Below are 16,950 nucleotides of genomic sequence, written 5' to 3'. Positions count from 1 at the left end.
CATGGCTTTTGTCAGATAGGCGCTCGAGATAGGCGGTGGGCTATGGCAAAGGTCGGAAATCACGCAGTGGTACTGGGAGCGAGCATGGCCGGTCTGGTGGCCGCGCGAACGCTCTCCGAGTTCTTCCACACGGTCACGGTGGTGGAGCGCGATCCGCTGCCCGACATTTCTCCCGAGACCGCCGCCGCTCGCCGGGGCGTGCCGCAGGGTCGCCACCTCCACGCCCTGCTGCCACGCGGCGGTCAGGTGCTCGAGCAGTTGTTCCCCGGCCTCCTAGACGAGATGGCGGGCAACGGCGCGAATTACCTGGATGGCCGCGACCTCTCGCGGCTGTACTACAACTTGGGCGGGCACCTTATGGTGCGCACCGGCGGCGCCCCCTCGTTCTCTGCGTATCTCGCAACGCGGCCATTCCTCGAGGAACACGTCCGCTCGCGCCTGCGCCGCATCGCCAACGTCACGCTGCTCGATGAGCACGACATCGTGGAGCCGACCACGACGGCGGACCGCCACCGCGTCACCGGCGTCCGGGTTGCCAGCCGCCGGACCCGCGAAGACATCACGCTGAGCGCGGACCTGGTGCTCGACGCCACCGGGCGAAGCGCCCGGACGCCGGCGTGGCTGACCGCCCTGGGCTACGAGCGCCCGCCCGAGGTCCATGTGCCGGTGCACCTGACTTATGCGAGCCAATGCCTGCGCATGGCACCGGATGCGCTGCACGAATTAGGTTTCGTCGTCGGGCCGGTGCCGGGCCGGCCGCGCGGGCTGGGCATGCTGCGCGCGGAGAACGACACCTGGATGTTCACCGTTTTCGGCGTCGCGAACCACGCTCCGGCGTCGATAGACCTGATATCGATGTGCGAATTCGTGTGGGACTGCGTGCCGCCCCCGCTGCTGGCCGCGGTGCTGGCCGCCGAACCCGTCGGGGAGCCCACCCGGCACGGTCAGCCGTCCAGCCAATGGCGCCGCTACGACAAGATCCGACGCTTCCCCGAAGGCCTGCTGGTCATGGGCGACGCGATCTGCAGCTTCAACCCGATCTACGGTCAGGGCATGACGGTTGCCGCGCTGGAGGGAGTGGCGCTGCGTGACTGCTTGGCCGCCGGCACACGGGATTTGGCGCGGCGATTCTTCCGGGCCGCCGCGGTGCCGATTCGGCAGGCGTGGGAGCTGTCGGCCAACCCGGACCTATGTCTACCCGAAATCGAGGGCACGCCACCGCTTTTCACCCGGCTGCTCAACAGGTACATCGACCGCATATTCACCGCAATCGAATACGACACCGTCGCGGTCGATCGCTTCGTCAAAGTCACCGCGCTCATCGATCCCGCTACCCGGTTGCTGCGTCCGGGCATGATGTGGCGGGCCGCCCTGGCCAACCGCCGCCGACCGCGCGGCGGCGACGACCATCAGGTGCGCACGGACGAAGACCTGGCCGGTAGCGTAGCCCGTTAGCCTCGCCTGTAGGCGGGCGGCAACGGCATCCCGAGTTCGGCGAGCACGCCGCGCAACCGGGCCGGGAAGTCGGTGATGATGCCGTCGACGCCGTAACCGATTTGCTGACGCATGGCGGCGTCGTCGTTCACTGTCCAAGGAATCACCTTGAGCCCCAAGGCATGTGCGTGGTCGACGTAGGGCTTGTCAGTGACGAGCCGGTAGTCCGGTGCGGCGACGCTGGCACCCACCATGCGCGCGCCGAGCAGGGGATCACCGATGAGGGCGGGGTTCTCGCCGGCGAGCCACGGGGAGCCCGCCGCCCAGGTCCGTCCGTCGTACAGGGCCACCAACGGAATCGACGGTTCGACGCCGCGCACCAACGGCAGGGTCCGCCAGTCGAAGCTCTGGATCTCCACGCGGTCGACCTTGCCCGCGGATCGGACCGCGGCCAGTATCACGTCGACGAACTCCTGCGGTTCGGCGGACGTGCCCGGTTGACCGGCCTCCACCTTGGTTTCGATGTTGTAGCGGATCGCCTCGGCGCGATAGGAGTCGGCGAGCGCGAACACCTGCGGCAGCGTTGCTATCTTGTTGCCCCGCACCACTTCGGCGTCGGGAAACGCATCGAGCCGCTTTCCGCAGTCGAGGGTGCGAATCTGCGCCATGATCAGTTCGTGTACCAGCTTGCCGACGTAGGGATATGCCGGGTCGCCAGGGAATGCCGGTCCGGTGTCGGCGCACTTTTCGGCGTCAATGGTCGGATCGTGCCACACGAGCGGTTGCCCGTCCCGGGTGATGTTGATGTCGAGTTCGAGTGTGCTGATGCCCAATTCGATCGACTTGCCGGACGCGCGCAACGACTCCTCGGTGGTTTCACCGCGTCCCCCGCGGTGTGCCTGAAGATCGAAATCCGGCGCCTGCGCGAATGCCGGCGATGCGAGTAGCAGCGCCAGCGCCAGCAGGGCTGCGGCGAGGCGGGCGATCACCTACCCCCTTCGCTGGCGCGTGATTTCGGCGAGCACCACCCCGGCGGCCACGGACGCGTTCAGCGATTCGGTGTTTCCAGCCATCGGAATGGAGACGACTTCGTCGCAGTTCTGCCGCACCAAACGGGACAGTCCCTTGCCTTCCGAGCCAACGACGACCACCAGCGGGTCGGTGCCGTCGAGATCGTCGAGCGCGGTGTCGCCGCCGGCGTCCAGGCCGACCACCCGCAGCCCGCGCTCGGCCCAATCCGCCAGTGTCCTATTTAAATTCGTGGCGCGCGCCACCGGGATGCGGGCCGCCGCCCCGGCGCTGGTGCGCCAGGCAACGGCCGTCACCGACGCGGATCGCCGTTGCGGGATCAGCACCCCGTGGCCCCCGAATGCCGCCACCGAACGCACGATGGCACCCAGGTTACGGGGGTCGGAGATGTTGTCCAGCGCGACCAGCAGCGCCGGCGGCGAGGCGATCGCGGCGGCGACCAGATCGTCGGGGTGGGCGTAGTCGTATGGCGGCACCTGCAACGCGATCCCCTGATGCAGGTGATTGCTCGTCATCCGATCCAGATCGGTGCGCGGAACCTCGAGGATGGAAATGCCCGAATCTGCTGCGCGGGTGACGGATTCGGTCACGCGTTCATCCGCTTCGGTGCCCAGCGCCACGTACAGCGCGGTTGCCGGCACCCCGGCCCGCAGGCATTCGAGCACCGGGTTGCGGCCGAGCACGGTCTCGGATTCGTCGGTTCGGCCCCGTGCCGGCCGGCGCGCTTGGGCCTTTGCGCGCTTGGCGGCCGGATGGTTGGGGCGCATATGCGCCGGCGGGGTGGGGCCGCGTCCCTCCAGACCGCGGCGACGCTGGCCTCCCGAACCCACGGTTGGGCCCTTCTTGGTGCCCTGTTTGCGTATAGCCCCACGGCGGCGCGAGTTCCCCGCCATCTACTTGTCGCGCTTTTCCTCGTGGGCCAAAAGCTCCCACTGCGGCCCGTCGGCGGTATCGGTGACCTCGATGCCGGCCTGCTTGAGCCGATCGCGGATCTGGTCGGCGAGCGCCCAGTTGCGTTCCTCGCGTGCTTTCTGCCGATTCTCCAGCTCCCCCTGGACGAGCACGTCGACCGCGGCCAGCGCCGCCGACGTTTCGTCGCGGGTCTCCCAGCGCTCGTCGAGGGGGTCGCAACCCAAGATGCCCAGCATCGCGCGGATCGCGCGCGCGTGTTGCAGTGCGCCTTCGTGGTCGCCGGAATCCAGCGCGCGGTTGCCTTCCGCGCGGGCCTGGTGCACTTCGGCCAGCGCGGCCGGCACGGCGAGGTCGTCGTTGAGGGCGTCGGCGAACTTTCGCGTCCACTGGCCCGGCTCGACGCCGCCCACCCGCACCCGCACGCGGTGCAGGAACTCCTCAAGGCCGACATAGGCTTTCACCGCGTCCTGCAGGGCATTGTCGGAGAATTCCAGCATCGACCGGTAGTGGGCGCTGCCCAGGTAGTAGCGCAGTTCGGCGGGGCGCACGCGCTGCAACAACGCCGGTATCGCCAGCACGTTGCCCAGCGATTTGCTCATCTTCTCGCCGCCCATCGTCACCCAGCCGTTATGCAGCCAGTAGCGGGCGAATCGATCGCCCGCGGCGCGGCTCTGCGCGATCTCGTTCTCGTGATGCGGGAAGACCAGGTCCATTCCGCCGCAATGGATGTCGAATTCCGGACCCAGGTAGGTCCGCGCCATCGCCGAGCATTCCAGGTGCCAACCCGGGCGTCCGCGGCCCCACGGTGAGGGCCACGACGGCTCGCCGGGCTTTTCACCCTTCCACAGGGTGAAGTCGCGCTGGTCGCGCTTGCCGGTCGCCGCGCCCTCGCCCTGATGGACGTCGTCGATCTTGTGCCCGGACAGTTGGCCGTATTGCGGGTAGCTGAGCACGTCGAAGTAGACGTCGCCGGCCGAGGCGTACGCGTGGCCGGTTTCGATCAGGCGTTCCATCAACTCGACCATTTGGGTGATGTGCCCGGTGGCTCGCGGCTCGGCCGACGGCGGCATGACGTCCAGGGCGTCATAGGCGGCCGAAAATGCGCGCTCGTAGGTGGCCGCCCACTCCCACCACGGTCGGCCGGCCGCGGCGGCCTTGGCCAGGATCTTGTCCTCGATGTCGGTCACGTTGCGGATGAACGCGACGTCGCAGCCGCGGGCGATCAGCCAGCGGCGCAGGATGTCGAAGGCCACCCCGCTGCGGACGTGGCCGATGTGCGGCAGTCCCTGGACGGTGGCGCCACACAGGTAGATGGAGACGTGCCCCTCGCGCAGCGGAACGAAATCACGCACGGCACCTGCTGCCGTGTCGTGTAGCCGCAAGCGGGCGTGATCGGTCACGACGTGCCAGCTTACCGGGTAGTTCCCCAGCGTCCGGCGCTGCGCGTGCTTACCCGGCGGCGATTACCAGCGCGGTGGCGATGGCGGCGAGACCCTCGCCACGTCCGGTCAGCCCGAGCCCGTCGGTCGTCGTCGCCGACACCGAGACCGGCGCGCCCAGCAATTCCGACAGCACCCGTTGCGCCTCGTCGCGGCGTGGACCCACCTTCGGCCGGTCGCCGATGACCTGCACCGCGGCGTTGCCGATCCGAAACCCTTGGTGCGACGCCAGATCCGCGACATGGCGCAGCATGTCAGCGCCACTGACACCCTTCCAGCGCGGATCGTCGACCCCGAACACCGCGCCCACGTCGCCCAGCCCGGCCGCCGACAACACCGCGTCGCATAGCGCGTGCGCCCCGACGTCGCCGTCGGAATGTCCCGCACAACCGTCCGCGTCGGCGAAAAGCAGACCCACCAGCCAGCACGGCCGTCCGGGTTCGATCGGGTGCACGTCGACGCCCAGTCCGACCCGCGGAAAAGGATCTGGCGCGTTCACCCGCGCACCACGGTCTCGGCCAGCAACAAATCGAGCTGGGTGGTGATCTTGAATGCCAGCGGGTCGCCCTCGACGACTTGAACCTGGCCGCCGACATGCTCGACCAGCGACGCGTCGTCGGTGAAACCGGGCATACCGGCCCCGGCCCGGTAGGCACGCGACAGCAACTGGGTCGCAAAGCCCTGCGGGGTCTGCACGGCGCGTAGCCCGGCGCGCTCCGGAGTCCCCAGGACCACCCCGTTGGCGTCCACGGCCTTGATGGTGTCATGCAGGCGTAGCGCGGGCACCACGGCGTCGTGACCGGCCCGCAGCGCCTCCACCACGCGGGTAATCAGGGCCGGGGGCGTCAGCGCCCGCGCGGCGTCGTGTACCAGCACGAACTCAGACGCCGCGGGCAGGGCCGCCAGGGCCAGGTTGACGGACCCGGTCCGATCGGGTCCACCAGCGACGACGCTGACCCGTCCGACGCCGGCGTGCTCATCCAAAAGCTGGTTGGCCTCATCGATTCGGTCGGCGGGTACCGCCACCACGACGTGATCGACAACCCCGGATTCCAGCAAACCGTTGACGGCGCGCTGCAACAACGTGCGGCCGTCAACCAAACAAAATGCCTTGGGAATTCCTGCGGCCAGTCGTTCGCCCGACCCTGCGGCGGGGACGACTGCGACTACTTTGCCTGAGGCGCCCGTCTCCAGGGCCACCGAAGTGTCAGGGCCTTCAGGAAGCGGCGGCCAGAACCTCGTCGAGGATGGTCTCCGCCTTGGCGTCGTCGGTGCTCTCGGCCAGCGCCAATTCACCGACCAGGATCTGGCGGGCCTTGGCCAGCATCCGCTTCTCGCCGGCCGACAGACCACGCTCCTGGTCGCGACGCCAGAGATCGCGGACTACCTCGGCGACCTTGTTGACATCGCCGGAGGCAAGCTTTTCGAGGTTGGCCTTGTAGCGGCGGGACCAGTTCGTCGGCTCTTCGGTGTGCGGAGCGCGCAGCACCTGGAAGACCTTGTCGAGACCTTCTTGTCCGACGACGTCACGGACACCCACGTACTCAGCGTTGTCGGCGGGAACTCGGACTGTGAGGTCTCCCTGCGCCACCTTCAAGACGAGATACTCTTTTTGCTCCCCTTTGATCGTCCGGGTTTCGATCGCCTCGACTAACGCAGCACCGTGATGCGGGTAAACAACGGTGTCGCCGACCTTGAAGATCATCTGATTCGAGCCCCTTTCGTTACTTCATCCTAACACGGCCACCTAACTACGCGCGAAGCAACGATGCAGGTCAGGGGCACAACACGCGCAGATTAGGGGTTGACATGCGGATCAAGTCGTGCAGTGCTGCACATTACCAACGCCCCCGGACCCACCCCGCGGCGGCCTTACAAACAGCTCCTGCGCTGGTCTGGCGCCCCGCGGTATCGCCCGCGAGACCTAGCTACTACTGTGCATAGTTGCATTTAGTCGAACCGGCTCAGCAGGAGGCAGAGTGAACCGCTTCAAGATCCGACTCGGCCTCCCCGCGCTCGCCATGGCCGGCGCGATGGCCGTTCTGGCCGCCCTGCTGAGCGGTTGCGGAGCCGGTCAGGTCTCGCAGATGGCGGTCCAGGAGCCCGCCATCAACGGCAACAAGGTCACGTTCAACAACGTGGCGCTGCGCAACATCCGGATCCAGGCCAGCCAGGCCGGTGACTATCTGCAGCCGGGACGCACCGTGGACCTGGTGCTGGTGGCTGTCAACCAGTCCGCGACTACGCCCGACAGGCTGCTCGGCATCACCAGCGACATCGGCACGGTGACTGTCAGCGGCGACGCTCGACTGCCGGCCGGCGGATCGCTGTTCGTCGGCACGCCGGAGGGGCAGAAGGTAGCGCCAGGACCGGTCGGTTCCAACACCGCCGCGGCCAAAGCGACCATCAATCTGGCGAAGCCGATCTCCAACGGCCTCACCTACAACTTCACCTTCAATTTCGAGAAGGCCGGTCAGGCCACCGTCGCCGTGCCGATTTCGGCCGGGCTGATGCCTCCGCAGCAAAACCAAGCGGGGTAAGCGCCTGTCGTGACGCGGGCTTGTCGTACCGGCTCGATACCGTCATGGCGTGGCAACTGCGCGCTCCCAATACCGGTGTTCGGAATGCCGGCACGTCACCGCGAAATGGGTCGGCCGCTGCCTGGAATGCGGCACTTGGGGCACCGTTGACGAGGTCCCGGTTCTCACCGCGGTCGCCGGCCGTCGCAGCGGCCAGGTGGTGGCCTCGCAGGCCGTGCCCATCACTTCCATCGAGCCCAGCACCAGCCGGCACCGTACGACGGGCGTAGACGAACTCGACCGGGTGCTCGGCGGCGGCGTGGTGCCCGGCTCGGTCACCCTGCTGGCCGGTGATCCCGGGGTGGGTAAGTCGACGCTGCTGCTCGAGGTCGCGCATCGCTGCGCGCAGTCGGGCCGCCGCGCGCTGTACGTCTCCGGCGAGGAGTCCGCGGGCCAGATCCGGCTGCGCGCCGACCGCATCGGCTGCGGCGGCGACGAACTCTATTTGGCAGCCGAATCGGATTTGCACGCCGTGCTCGAGCACATCGCGACGGTCAAGCCCGCGCTGGTGATCGTGGACTCGGTGCAGACCATGTCCACCGCGGAGGCGGACGGCGTAGCCGGCGGCGTCACGCAGGTGCGCGCGGTGACGGCGGCGTTGACCGCGGCGGCCAAAACCAATGGGGTGGCGCTGATCCTGGTCGGACACGTCACCAAGGACGGGGCGATCGCCGGGCCGCGTTCCCTGGAGCACCTGGTTGATGTGGTGCTGCACTTCGAAGGTGACCGTAACGGCTCGCTGCGCATGGTCCGAGGGATCAAGAACAGGTTCGGGGCGGCCGATGAGGTCGGGTGTTTCCTGTTGCACGACAACGGGATAGAGGGCGTCGCCGACCCGTCGAACCTGTTCCTGGATCAGCGCCCCGCCCCGGTTCCCGGCACCGCGATCACCGTGACACTGGACGGCAAGCGGCCGCTCATCGGCGAGGTGCAGGCGCTGCTTGCCACGCCGGCCGGGGGCTCACCGCGGCGCGCCGTCAGCGGCATCGACCACTCCCGGGCCGCGATGATCACCGCGGTCCTGGAAAAGCACGCCAAGTTGCCCGTCGCCGCCAACGACATCTACTTGTCCACGGTCGGTGGCATGCGGCTGACCGATCCGTCGTCGGACCTGGCGGTCGCGGTCGCGCTGGCTTCGGCGTACGCGGGCCTGCCGCTGCCCACCACGGCCGTGATGATCGGCGAAGTGGGATTGGCCGGAGACCTCCGGCGCGTCAGCGGAATGCAGCGGCGCCTGTCCGAAGCCGCGCGACAGGGTTTCACCGTCGCGCTCATCCCGGACGGGGACGATCCCCGGCGCGAGATCGTTCCGACCGGGATGCGAGCGCTGCGCGCGCCCACCATCGTGGCCGCACTGGCGCACATGATCGACATCGCCGACCACCGCGGTGGCGCGCCCGCAAACCTGCGATTTCTGGACGCATGGCGCGTTGGGCCGCAAGAATGACCTTCTGTGACCCGTCCGACGCTGCGTGAAACTGTAGCCCGCCTGGCTCCGGGCACCGGACTGCGTGACGGCCTGGAACGCATCCTGCGCGGGCGTACCGGCGCGCTGATCGTACTTGGCAACGATGAGGCCGTCGAGGCAATCTGCGACGGCGGATTCGCGCTGGACGTGCGCTACGCCCCCACCCGGCTGCGTGAGCTGGCGAAGATGGACGGCGCCGTGGTGCTGTCCACCGACGGCAGCCGCATCGTGCGGGCCAACGTGCAGCTGGTACCGGATCCATCGATCGCTACCGACGAGTCGGGAACCCGGCACCGCTCCGCGGAGCGGGCCGCGATCCAGACCGGCTACCCGGTGATCTCGGTTAGCCACTCGATGAACATCGTGACGGTTTACGTAGGCGGCGAGCGCCACGTGGTCGCCGACTCGGCGACCATCCTGTCGCGGGCCAACCAGGCCATCGCCACCCTGGAGCGCTACAAGATCCGGCTCGACGAGGTCAGCAGGCAGCTGTCGCGCGCCGAGATCGAGGACTTCGTCACGTTGCGTGACGTGTTGACCGTGGTGCAGCGGCTCGAGCTGGTCCGCAGGATCGGTGAGGTGATCGACAACGACGTGGTGGAACTCGGCACCGACGGCCGCCAACTGCGGCTGCAGCTCGACGAGCTGCTGGGCGGCAACGAGGATGCCCGCGAACTGATCGTGCGCGACTATCACGCCAGCCCGGAGCCGCTGTCCGAGGCGCCGGTGACGGCCACGCTCGACGAGCTGGACGCGCTGTCGGATACCGAGCTGCTCGACTTCACCATTCTGGCAAAGGTTTTCGGGTATCCGACCACCGCCGAGGCGCAGGATTCGGCGGTCAGCCCCCGCGGCTACCGTGCGCTGGCCGGCATTCCCCGGCTGCAGTTCGCCCACGCCGACCTACTGGTTCGCTCATTCGGGACGCTGCAGAACGTGCTGGCGGCCAGCGCGAACGACCTGCAGTCGGTCGACGGCATCGGCGCGATGTGGGCCCGCCATGTGCGGGAAGGACTGTCGCAGCTGGCCGAGTCGACGATCACCGACTCATTGAACTAAGTGCGCGCTGGCGAGTGGTGGCTCACCCGGCCGGCGACGGTGGCATCGGCGGCGCCTCGGGTGGCGGCACCGCGCCCGGCTGCCCCGGTCCGGGCACCGGACCCGGCGGCGGTGGCGGCTGGTTCATGATGAACGGAACCGGCATCGAGCGCAGATTGCCCAGTTGCACCACGAGGTTGTAGGTGCCCGGCCCGATCGCCGGCCGCGGCAGCGGGCAGTGCGGCGCCGAACCCATTCCGGTCCACGTCACGGCGGTGGTGACCTGCTCTCCCGGCGTAAAGGTTTTGATCAACGTCTCGTTGGACGGGGCGCAGTCCAGGTTCGACCACAGCCGCTTGTTGTCCAGCGAGTAGACGTAGGCGGCCAGCACCGCGGCGCCGACGTCGCGCTTGCAGGCCACCAACCCGATATTGGTGACGACCATGGTGAATTTCGGCTGATCACCGATGAAGTACTGCGGCGCGTTGGTCAGGCCCTTGACCGCCAGCGTTGAGTCGGGGCAGTCGTCGCCCTCTTTAAGAATCGGCGGTGGCTGCACCGCGGCGGTGGGCGTGGGGGTCTCGGGGTTCTGTCCCTGCGCCGGCGGCACCGCCGGAGCGGGGCCCTCGGGTCCCGCCGGTGGGGGCGCCTGCGGCGCAGGCGCTGCCGGCTTGTTCTGAGCGGCAGTGGCCTTATCGGCGTTGGCGGGCTTGGCTCCCGCGTTATGCCCCATGAAAGCGATGACGATGGCGGCCACCATCCCGATCACGACAACCGCGACACCAATGGCCAGGCCTCTGCGCCGCCAATAAATCTCGGTGGGTAGCGGGCCACGCGGTTCCAGATCGAGCACGTTCGCAGCGTAGGCCCAGGTAGCGCGGATTTGTCCGATCCACCCCGGCGTGTCGCCGAGTTAGCTGGTCGGACGCCGTGTAGGGGGCTCGCGGAGCCGTCGAACGGGTTTACTCGCCGATATCACCGAGGTGGTCGACCAGTACCGCCTTCCCGTCGGCCAAGTGGTAGGTGACACCCGCGATTCCCAAGGTCCCCGCCGCCACCCGTTCGGAAATGGCCGACGAACGCGCCATCAGCTGGGCGGCCGTCGCCTTCACGTGTCGCGCCTCGAATTCGTCCACGCGGCTGAGGCCCTCGCGGCGGCCCATCAGGATGGACGGCGCCACCCGCTCAACCACGTCGCGCACGAACCCGCCGGGAATGGCGCCGTCGTCGAGCGCGCTCAGGGCGGCCTGGACCGCCCCGCAGCTGTCGTGGCCGAGGATCACGACCAGCGGCACATCGAGGATGCTCACCGCGTACTCGATGGATCCCAGCACCGCCGAACCGATGGCCTGCCCGGCCGTGCGCACGACGAACGTGTCGCCCAGCCCCAGATCGAAGATGAGCTCGGCCGCCACCCGGCTGTCCGAGCAGCCGAAAATCACCGCGATCGGCTGCTGGCCGGCGGCCAGGCTGGCCCGATGCTCGACGCTCTGGCTGGGGTGGATGGGCTTGCCCGCGACGAATCGCTCGTTACCCTCTTTGAGTGTTTTCCACGCTGTTGCCGGACTGGTAGTGGGCATGGCACACATCATGCCGGAGCCGCGGGCGCCTCGCCCGGAACGCATATCGGCCACAAATCTTCTCGACTGGTACGACCGATCCCGCCGCGACCTCCCGTGGCGAGAGCCCGGCGTGAGCGCCTGGCAGATCCTGGTCAGCGAGTTCATGCTGCAGCAGACACCGGTATCCCGGGTGTTGCCGGTCTGGACGGATTGGGTGCGGCGCTGGCCGACCGCGTCGGCCACGACCGCCGCCAGCGCCGCGGACGTGCTGCGCGCCTGGGGCAAGCTGGGCTATCCGCGGCGGGCCAAGCGGCTACACGAGTGCGCCGTCGTGATCGCGCGCGATTACGGCGATACCGTGCCCGAGGACGTCGACACCCTGCTCACGTTGCCCGGTGTCGGCGGCTACACCGCCCGCGCGATCGCTTGCTTCGCCTATGGCCAGTCGGTGCCGGTGGTGGACACCAACGTGCGCCGGGTGGTGGCGCGCGCGGTGCATGGCCTGGCCGACGCGGGCGCACCATCCGCGACGCGCGACCACGCCGACGTGTCGGCGCTGCTGCCCGGGGACCGAACGGCACCCAGGTTCTCCGTCGCGCTGATGGAGCTGGGCGCGACGGTGTGTACGGCGCGCGCGCCGCGCTGTGGGCTGTGCCCGCTGGACAGCTGCGCGTGGCGGCATGCCGGCTATCCGCCCCCGCAGGGCCCGGCCCGCCGCGTTCAGACTTACGCCGGGACGGACCGTCAGGTCCGCGGACGACTGCTGGATGTGTTGCGCGCCAACGATTCTCCCGTCACCCGAGCCGAGCTGGACGTAGCGTGGCTGACCGACACCGCCCAGCGCGACCGGGCGCTGTATTCGCTGCTGGCCGACGGCCTGGTGACGCAGACGCACGACGGCCGGTTCGCCCTCGCCGGGGAGGGGTAGCCGGTATCAAAGATCGTTGCCGGCGTAGGACTGGTTGAAGCTCTTGTTGGCCAATGGGAAGTCGGGGACGATGGTATCGGCCATCGCGACGGGTAGTGCGGGCCAGTTGAACCATGACGGGTCGACGATCTTCGCGCGGGTGATCCGATTGGCGGGGTCGATTTCCACGCGGTGGACGATGGTGCCGCGCCAGCCTTCGACGATGCCGATGCCGCTGCGGGTTGCACGCGGCATCGGCACGCTCGAGGCGTGTTCGGTTGGACCGCCGTGTGATTCGATCAGATGGCAGGACAGCTCGATCGACGCGGCGAATTCGTCGCGCCGCACGGTATAGCGGGCCAGCACGTCGCCCGCGGCGGACTCGATCTCCGTGACGGGCAGTGCGGTGGTGGGGTGTTCGAGCCGGGCATCCGTGCGCACGCCGCTGGCCCGCGCGACATAGCCCAGGCACCCGAGTGCGTGAGCGTCGTCCTGCTGCAGGACGGCCGTCCCGGCGAACCGGTCGTACACCACGGTGTTCTGCAGGGTCAGTTCGGCGACCTCGGCGACGTCGGCGGCGATACGTCGCAGCGCGGTGACGTCCGGCAGCGCCTGCAGCGCGACCCCGCCCGGGCGCGTCGCGCCCCGCAGCAGGCGATGCCCGGTGACGGCGGCGTTGAGCCGGAGTAGTTGTTCGCGAATGCGTTGGGCGTGCGCGTGGGCGATCCCGAAGCCGACGTCGTTGGCCAGCGCGCCCAGATCGGCGGCGTGGTTGTAGAGCCGTTCGAGTTCGACCAGCAGCGCCCGCAACCGGTGCACCTCGTCGGGGAGTTCCATCCCGAGCGCGTCTTCGATGGCGAGGCAGTGGGCGAGCGCGTGGGCAACGGATGTGTCACCGCTGACGCGTTCGGCCAAATCGACTGCGCCGCCGGGATTCCGGCCCTCGAACAGCTTCTCCAGCCCTCGGTGAACGAACCACAGTCTGGCCTTGAGTCGCAGCACGGTTTCGCCGGCGACGGAGAAGCGGAAATGTCCGGGTTCGATCAACCCCGCGTGCACCGGGCCCACCGGGATTTCGTATACCCCTGGCCCCTCGACGGTGACGAACGGGAAATGACCGTCACCATCGAATCGGGGTATAGGTGGCGCGTCGCCGCGCATGGGGTACCAGTCCTCGGGCCAGTGGGCATGGCGCACCAGTCGGCGCGCTTTGGGATGCCCGGCGCACCGGATCCCGTACAGGTCGGCCATTTCTCGCTCGAACCGGCTGGCCGCGAACGACACATACGACAGCGACCGAATTACCGGATCGCCCTTCGGCACAACGCATTCGAGCTCGACACGCCGATCTGGCCGGCCGGCAAGAAACAGGTAAACGACGCGCAAGGCGTCACCGTCGTCGTGCCCGGCCACCAAACCCAGACGAAAACCGTTGTCCAGCAGGTCCTCCGCCATCTCGGCCAGCCTCTCCTGAGAAAGCCGGTGGCACTGCCATTGCGGCCTCACCGCGGTCCCCGGACTTCGCCGGCCGCGGCGGTGAACAAGTCGGTGAGGGGGCCGGCGGTGACACCGAGGGCGATCGATGCGGCAATGCCGACGAGCAGCGCGGCCGCGACCGTTCGCGGGACGGGGATTTCGGGCGCGGCGGCCGCGCCGCCCAACAGGATGTGGCCCGAGTTGCGGGCCAGCGCCGCGAAGGCGACCGCGACCAACAGCATGCCCGCGCCGAGCGCCCAGGTGAGCCGGGCGTCGGCCAGCGACCGGACCATGGCCAGCTCGCTGGCGAACATCGCGAACGGCGGCAGGCCGAGTAGCACGATCACGCCCACGGCCAGCGACACCCCGATCAGGCGTGAGCGCCGCAGCACCGCGCTGATGTCAGCGAAAGCGGTGGAGTTGTGGGCGGCCTGCAGTTGGCCGCTCGCCAGAAAGAGGATCGTCTTGCCGATGCCGTGGGCGAGGACGTGCAGCAGCAGCGCGGCGATGGCGAGCGTGGTTCCGGCCGCCGCGGCGATCGCGATCAGAGCCATGTTCTCCATCGAGGAATAGGCGAGCATGCGTTTGAGGTCCGGTGTCACCGTCAGCATCAGGGCCGAGACCACCAGCGTCGCAAGCCCGATCACAAGCAGGCCCGATCGCATGAACCTAGGCCCGGCGGCCGCGTCGACGATCGGCTTGAGGCGAATCAGTACCGAGAAGGCCACCGACAGCAGCACGCCGCTCATCAACGCCGAAACCGGTGCGGGAGCCTGGCTGTGGGCGTCGGCCAGCCAGGTGTGGAACGGAAACAACCCGACCTTCGCGCCGTAGCCGATCAGCAACAGCCCGCCCGCCAGCCGGGCGATATCGGGGTTCAGCACGCGGGCATGTGCCGTCAGCACGTCGAGGTTCAGGGCCGCGGCGGCCGGCGCGCCGGCATGCTGGGCGGCGTAGTAGAGCAGCACGGTGCCGAGGAAGGCGATCGCGATGCCGACCGAGCAGATCACGACGTACTTCCAGGTCGCTTCGAGCGCGGTGCGGGTTCTGCGGTGGCCGACCAAGAAGGCGGTGATCACGGTGGTCGCTTCGATCGCGATCCAGGTCACGCCGATGTTGTTGGCGCACACTGCGACAACCATCGCCGCCAGGAAGGCCGCAGTCAGCGCGCCGTATACCCGGGCACCGCGCTGGTCGGTGTGACCGTGCGCGAGTTCGGCGTCCAGATAGCCGATGCTGGCCCAGGTGGCCAGTGTGGCAACTGTTCCGATGACGATCAGTATGGTCACGGTGAGCGCGTCGACTCGCAGCAGCCCGCCGAATGCGAACCGGGTACCCGATCCGACCCGGAATGCGAGTCCCGCGGCGCATGCGAGGACCGTCACCGCCGAGAGCACGATCAACGTCGCGGTCGTCCGGCGCCAGCCGGCAATGAGGACGGCCATCGAGGCGCCAACCGGGATGAGGATCACGGCGAGCAATAAACCGGTCATCAGTCGTGCAGCTCCTGTAGCACGTCCAGGTCGGCGCCGCCGAAGGCACGAGAGAGCCGGCCCGTCAGGACGCCGATCACGATGATCGCGAACAACACGTCCAGCGAGGCGCCGAGTTCGACGATCAGCGGCACTCCTGCGGTGAGCAAAAATGCGGTGGCGCTGATTCCGTTGTCCAGCATGAGAAATCCCGCCGCCTGCGACACCGCATGCCGTCGCGTGACCATCACGAGCAGCGCGATGAGCACCACGGCGGTGGCGGCCGGCACCGCGGTGGTGGTCGCGGCGGGCTGCAGATTCACCAGGGGCCCGGTCGCGGCAAACGCGGCCAGCGTCAACGCCGCGGTGATGAGTAGCGACGTGGCGGTGTTCACCAGTGGGGTGGCTTCCCGGCGCGATTGCGCCTCGGCACCGACCGCGCGCGCCAGTAGCCGCGGCAGCACCGCGACCCGCAAGGCCAGCACGGCCACGCCGACACCGATCAGCGCACCGTCACCGTCGTACACCCCGCGCAGGATGGGGATGGCCGCCAGAGCGACGCCCTGCCATGCCAGCAGGCGGATGATGGCGACCAGGTCGCGGCGCCACACGATCAGCACCGCGGCCAAGAGCAGCCCGCCGGCGGCGAGGTCGACGAGGACCGAAAACGTGCTGTACGTCATGCCGGCACCACGAAGAAGTTGGCGGCGACCACCGCGAGCAACGCCAACAGGAACGATCCGGCCAGCAACTCGGGTACCCGGAATAGCCGCAGCTTGGCTACGAACACCTCGACGGTGGCCAGCAGTCCCGCCAACAACGCGACCTTGGCCACCACCGCCACAACGCCGATGACGATGTCGAGGACGCCGGGCCGGGCCCCCGCAATACCCCAGGGCGCGAACAGATTTGCCAGTAGCGCCAACAGCACGGTCAGTCGCATACCGGCCGCCCACTCCACCAGGGCCAGCCGAGGGCCGGCGTATTCGAGGATCATCGCCTCGTGAACCATCGTCAGTTCGAGATGGGTGGCCGGGTTGTCCACCGGCAGTCGTCCGGTCTCGGCGACGATCACTATCACCAACGCGGCGAACGCCAGCACTGCGGCCAGCGACACCACCTGCCCGGGATGGGCGATCGTATGGGCCACCAGGGCACCGAGATTGGCCGAGCCCGCCGGCATGGACAGGGCGAAGACCGCGAGCAAGATGGTCGGTTCGACCAGTGCGGCAATAGTGATCTCGCGGCTGGCGCCCATGCCCCCGAACGAGGTGCCGGTATCGATGCCGGCCAGGGTCAACGCGACGGTGCCCACGAACAGCAGGCCGACCACGGCGAACAGGTCGGCGCTGGCATCGAGGGGCGATCCGGTGGCGACCAGTGGTGCGATCGCGGCGATCAGCAGCGTGGTTCCGGCGACGATCGCGGGTGCAACCGCGAACACCACCGTCGTCCCATGTGGGGTGATCTGTTGTTTGCCAAGCTGTTTGACGATGTCGCGCCACGGCTGCAAGATGCCGCCGCCGGCCCGGCCTTCCCAACGAGCGCGCACCTGCCGCGTCAGGCCGACCACCAGCGGTGCTCCGACCATCGCGCCGCCGATCTGGACGGCGCCCGCGACGTGGGACAAAACG

Annotated in this window: 17 protein-coding genes; 5 read left to right on the top strand and 12 right to left on the bottom strand. The window is 68.5% G+C overall.

Features of this window, described 5'->3' with window-relative positions; all coding sequences use genetic code 11:
- The first annotated feature begins 84 nt into the window (after nt 1-84).
- Nucleotides 85-1,455: an FAD-dependent oxidoreductase gene (locus AC5Y4F_RS20535; protein WP_499998180.1), complete on the top strand. Its 1,371-nt coding sequence runs from the start codon at nt 85-87 to the stop codon at nt 1,453-1,455.
- On the opposite strand, the gene AC5Y4F_RS20530 is transcribed toward AC5Y4F_RS20535, so the two are convergent.
- Genes AC5Y4F_RS20530 through carD form a run of 6 tightly spaced genes read right to left on the bottom strand, consistent with a single transcriptional unit; the run spans nt 1,452 to nt 6,519 of the window.
- Nucleotides 1,452-2,423: a glycerophosphodiester phosphodiesterase gene (locus AC5Y4F_RS20530; protein ID WP_499998178.1), complete on the bottom strand. Its 972-nt coding sequence runs from the start codon at nt 2,421-2,423 to the stop codon at nt 1,452-1,454. The two genes, AC5Y4F_RS20535 and AC5Y4F_RS20530, sit on opposite strands and share 4 nt — an antisense overlap.
- On the bottom strand, nt 2,424-3,356 hold the full coding sequence (gene rlmB, locus AC5Y4F_RS20525; protein WP_067934126.1) for a 23S rRNA (guanosine(2251)-2'-O)-methyltransferase RlmB: 933 nt from the start codon (nt 3,354-3,356) through the stop codon (nt 2,424-2,426).
- Complete coding sequence (gene cysS / locus AC5Y4F_RS20520; protein ID WP_067934128.1) at nt 3,357-4,775, bottom strand: cysteine--tRNA ligase; 1,419 nt, start codon at nt 4,773-4,775, stop codon at nt 3,357-3,359.
- Between the two features lie 49 nt (nt 4,776-4,824).
- Nucleotides 4,825-5,313: a 2-C-methyl-D-erythritol 2,4-cyclodiphosphate synthase gene (gene ispF / locus AC5Y4F_RS20515; protein WP_067934130.1), complete on the bottom strand. Its 489-nt coding sequence runs from the start codon at nt 5,311-5,313 to the stop codon at nt 4,825-4,827.
- Nucleotides 5,310-6,014, bottom strand: a complete 705-nt coding sequence (gene ispD, locus AC5Y4F_RS20510) for a 2-C-methyl-D-erythritol 4-phosphate cytidylyltransferase (RefSeq protein ID WP_067934131.1) — start codon at nt 6,012-6,014, stop codon at nt 5,310-5,312. Before ispD ends, ispF begins: the two co-directional genes overlap by 4 nt.
- A 16-nt stretch (nt 6,015-6,030) precedes the next feature.
- Nucleotides 6,031-6,519: an RNA polymerase-binding transcription factor CarD gene (gene carD / locus AC5Y4F_RS20505; protein WP_007166539.1), complete on the bottom strand. Its 489-nt coding sequence runs from the start codon at nt 6,517-6,519 to the stop codon at nt 6,031-6,033.
- A 274-nt stretch (nt 6,520-6,793) separates the two neighbouring features.
- Between carD and AC5Y4F_RS20500 the strand changes: the two genes are divergently transcribed.
- From AC5Y4F_RS20500 to disA, 3 genes are read left to right on the top strand one after another with little or no spacing between them, the layout of a single operon-like run.
- A complete protein-coding gene (locus AC5Y4F_RS20500) occupies nt 6,794-7,354 on the top strand; it encodes a copper chaperone PCu(A)C domain-containing protein (protein ID WP_067934133.1) in 561 nt (186 codons plus the stop codon).
- A gap of 49 nt (nt 7,355-7,403) precedes the next feature.
- The gene (radA, locus tag AC5Y4F_RS20495; protein WP_499998170.1) at nt 7,404-8,840 is read left to right on the top strand and encodes a DNA repair protein RadA; all 1,437 of its coding nucleotides are present in this window, start codon (nt 7,404-7,406) and stop codon (nt 8,838-8,840) included.
- A gap of 6 nt (nt 8,841-8,846) precedes the next feature.
- Nucleotides 8,847-9,920: a DNA integrity scanning diadenylate cyclase DisA gene (disA, locus tag AC5Y4F_RS20490; RefSeq protein WP_067934137.1), complete on the top strand. Its 1,074-nt coding sequence runs from the start codon at nt 8,847-8,849 to the stop codon at nt 9,918-9,920.
- A gap of 22 nt (nt 9,921-9,942) precedes the next feature.
- On the opposite strand, the gene AC5Y4F_RS20485 is transcribed toward disA, so the two are convergent.
- Complete coding sequence (locus AC5Y4F_RS20485; protein ID WP_499998166.1) at nt 9,943-10,752, bottom strand: hypothetical protein; 810 nt, start codon at nt 10,750-10,752, stop codon at nt 9,943-9,945.
- Between the two features lie 109 nt (nt 10,753-10,861).
- The gene (locus AC5Y4F_RS20480) at nt 10,862-11,479 is read right to left on the bottom strand and encodes a carbonic anhydrase (protein WP_067938594.1); all 618 of its coding nucleotides are present in this window, start codon (nt 11,477-11,479) and stop codon (nt 10,862-10,864) included.
- Between AC5Y4F_RS20480 and AC5Y4F_RS20475 the strand changes: the two genes are divergently transcribed.
- The gene (locus tag AC5Y4F_RS20475) at nt 11,478-12,389 is read left to right on the top strand and encodes an HhH-GPD family protein (protein WP_067938584.1); all 912 of its coding nucleotides are present in this window, start codon (nt 11,478-11,480) and stop codon (nt 12,387-12,389) included. The two genes, AC5Y4F_RS20480 and AC5Y4F_RS20475, sit on opposite strands and share 2 nt — an antisense overlap.
- Before the next feature lie 6 nt (nt 12,390-12,395).
- On the opposite strand, the gene AC5Y4F_RS20470 is transcribed toward AC5Y4F_RS20475, so the two are convergent.
- Genes AC5Y4F_RS20470 through AC5Y4F_RS20455 form a run of 4 tightly spaced genes read right to left on the bottom strand, consistent with a single transcriptional unit; the run spans nt 12,396 to nt 16,946 of the window.
- Nucleotides 12,396-13,874 (bottom strand): hydrogenase large subunit, encoded by a 1,479-nt coding sequence (locus AC5Y4F_RS20470; protein ID WP_499998159.1) that lies wholly within the window; start codon nt 13,872-13,874, stop codon nt 12,396-12,398.
- Nucleotides 13,871-15,337, bottom strand: a complete 1,467-nt coding sequence (locus AC5Y4F_RS20465) for a proton-conducting transporter transmembrane domain-containing protein (protein ID WP_067938580.1) — start codon at nt 15,335-15,337, stop codon at nt 13,871-13,873. The genes AC5Y4F_RS20470 and AC5Y4F_RS20465 overlap by 4 nt, the downstream gene beginning before the upstream one ends.
- Nucleotides 15,337-15,999: a hypothetical protein gene (locus AC5Y4F_RS20460; RefSeq protein WP_067938578.1), complete on the bottom strand. Its 663-nt coding sequence runs from the start codon at nt 15,997-15,999 to the stop codon at nt 15,337-15,339. Before AC5Y4F_RS20460 ends, AC5Y4F_RS20465 begins: the two co-directional genes overlap by 1 nt.
- Nucleotides 15,996-16,946, bottom strand: coding sequence for a respiratory chain complex I subunit 1 family protein (locus AC5Y4F_RS20455; protein ID WP_067938592.1), 951 nt, complete (start codon nt 16,944-16,946; stop codon nt 15,996-15,998). Before AC5Y4F_RS20455 ends, AC5Y4F_RS20460 begins: the two co-directional genes overlap by 4 nt.
- Nucleotides 16,947-16,950: the final 4 nt, after the last annotated feature.

The organism is Mycobacterium sp. NGS56, assembly GCF_059812425.1.
This window is presented reverse-complemented; position numbering and strand designations above follow the sequence as displayed.